Source organism: Sphingobium cupriresistens, from assembly GCF_004152865.1.
Classification (GTDB): Bacteria; Pseudomonadota; Alphaproteobacteria; order Sphingomonadales; family Sphingomonadaceae; genus Sphingobium; species Sphingobium cupriresistens.
The window spans coordinates 1-2073 of the sequence record NZ_SEOO01000103.1 but is presented as its reverse complement, the minus strand read 5'-3'; the positions used below and the strand labels follow the sequence as shown (position 1 = coordinate 2073).

Annotated in this window: 2 pseudogenes; one reads left to right on the top strand and one right to left on the bottom strand. The window is 60.4% G+C overall.

The annotated features are described in order from the left end of the window. Positions 1-129 precede the first annotated feature (129 nt). Positions 130-778 (top strand): annotated as a pseudogene (locus EWH12_RS21760) (IS3 family transposase); the annotation flags it as partial. Between the two features lie 213 nt (positions 779-991). On the opposite strand, the pseudogene EWH12_RS21755 reads toward EWH12_RS21760, so the two are convergent. Continuing rightward, a pseudogene (locus EWH12_RS21755) lies at positions 992-1958 on the bottom strand (IS110 family RNA-guided transposase); the annotation flags it as partial. Between the last annotated feature and the right edge of the window lie 115 nt (positions 1959-2073).

Sequence of the window (2073 nt, the reverse complement as noted above, 5' to 3'; positions counted from 1 at the left end):
CACAAAACCTAACCTTGATCCTGTCCCAAACCCTGTCCGGGATTTAGCGGGATCCCTGTCCCGTATTTACTGAAATGCCTGTCCGCGATTTAGTGAAACCACTGTCCGGGATTTTCCGAAACACGCAAGCGTCTTCGCCGGGCGATCTCGGACCTGACGCTGGACAAGCTGATCCTGCAGGAGGCAGCCAAGGGAGCCGAAGGCCAGCGCAGCTAAACTTCTAAGCCCCGCGCGGCGGCGACGCTGCATTGATCATGTGCGACGAGAGTTTCCGGTATCCGAGCGACGGATATGCCGGGTGCTGGGTCAGCATCGATCGACGCAGCGCAAGGTGCCGCGCGGGGCGGATGACGAGCAGGCGCTGACGGAGGACATCATCGCACTAGCAAAGCAATATGGTCGATACGGCTACCGCCGGGTGACGGCGTTGCTGTGCCATGCGGGTTGGACGGTGAACCATAAGCGGGTCGAACGGATCTGGCGGCGTGAGGGGCTGAAGGTTCCGCAGCGCCAGCCAAAGCGCGGGCGTCTATGGCTCAATGACGGATCCTGCATCCGCCTGCGGCCGGAATATCCGGGACATGTATGGGCCTACGACTTCGTCGAAGGGCGCACGCATGATGGCCGCAAGTTCCGCATCCTGACCATCATCGATGAGGCCAGCCGGGAGTGCCTGGCGCTCGTCGTGGCGCGTCAGCTCAAGCATGAGGATGTTCTGGCGGCCTTAGCCGACCTGTTCATCTCGCGCGGCCCTCCGGCACATATACGCTCCGATAACGTCCTGGGTCACGAAGGAAAGCGAGATTTGGTCAACAGATCTCTATGCGCCGACATTGAGCGGCGAGGCATGCATTCTGAGCCAGATGGCTTCCACCGTCAACGGGATCGCTCCCTGCCATAGCAAACACAGGATCCAGCGGCGCCGAAGCGGCCGTGGTCCTCACCGTCCTTAGAACGAGATACGCACCCAGGTGGAAGGCCCGAACATTATCTACAGGGTCGCTTTCGCGCCCTCACGGCACTTGCAGAGAGGGGTCCTTCCACCTGGCATCCGACCGTTCAAGGAACGGTCGGTACTCTGTCCCCGTCTTGATGACGGCATGGGCAACGCGCGCCATCTTGGCGGTGAGCGCCGTCATCGCCTTGCGGCGACGATCGGCATCATCCGCGTGCCCGGCAGTGTATCGTCCGAGCTTGTCGCGGAAACTGTTGTTGCGCTGACGTGCGGCGACCTGGGCAGCCATCCAAAAGGTCCGCCGCAATCGCGCATTACCGTACTTGGACAGCATCGTGCGGCCTCGGAATGTACCGGACTGCCGGGTCGCAAGATCAAGACCGCAGAACTTCAGGAACTGACGGTGATGGCTGAAGCGGCGTAGATCGCCTGCCTCGGCGAGAATGGTCAACGCATTGATGGGCCCAATGCCAGGGATCATGCGCAGGAGCTGATAATCGCGGTTTTCGGCCAGCATGGCATGCGCCGTTCGCTCGATCTCATCGCGCTGCCGGATCAGGCTGCGAGCCTGTGTGATGACCATGCGGAACATAGCGATCGAGACGGAATCCTCGTCGACAGGTAGCGCCACGGAGGCGCAGGCGGTCTCGTAGATATCGTTGATCAGCCGGGCCTTGGACACCTTGCGGCCGACCAAGTCCCATGCTTCGCGGGAGAAAGTCTCCTGGCCGAGCACAGTCATGCTGGCTGGAGTCGGGAATCGTTCGAGCAGAGCAAGGAACCAGTCGGATCGGCTGTTGCCAGCGAAGCGTTCAATCTCCGGGAAATAGAGCGGCAGGTAGTGGGTCAGGATGCGATGCCATGTCTGCGTCTTAGCCTTGGAGATCGCCTCGTGCGTTTTCGACATCTCCTGCAGGTCGTTGATCCCGGCGGCGAGCGGATCGACGTATCGCTGGGTGGCGCCAATCCGCAGCATGTGCAGGATCACTTGTGCGTGTTTCGGAAAATCCCGGACAGTGGTTTCACTAAATCGCGGACAGGCATTTCAGTAAATACGGGACAGGGATCCCGCTAAATCCCGGACAGGGTTTGGGACAGGATCAAGGTTAGGTTTTGTG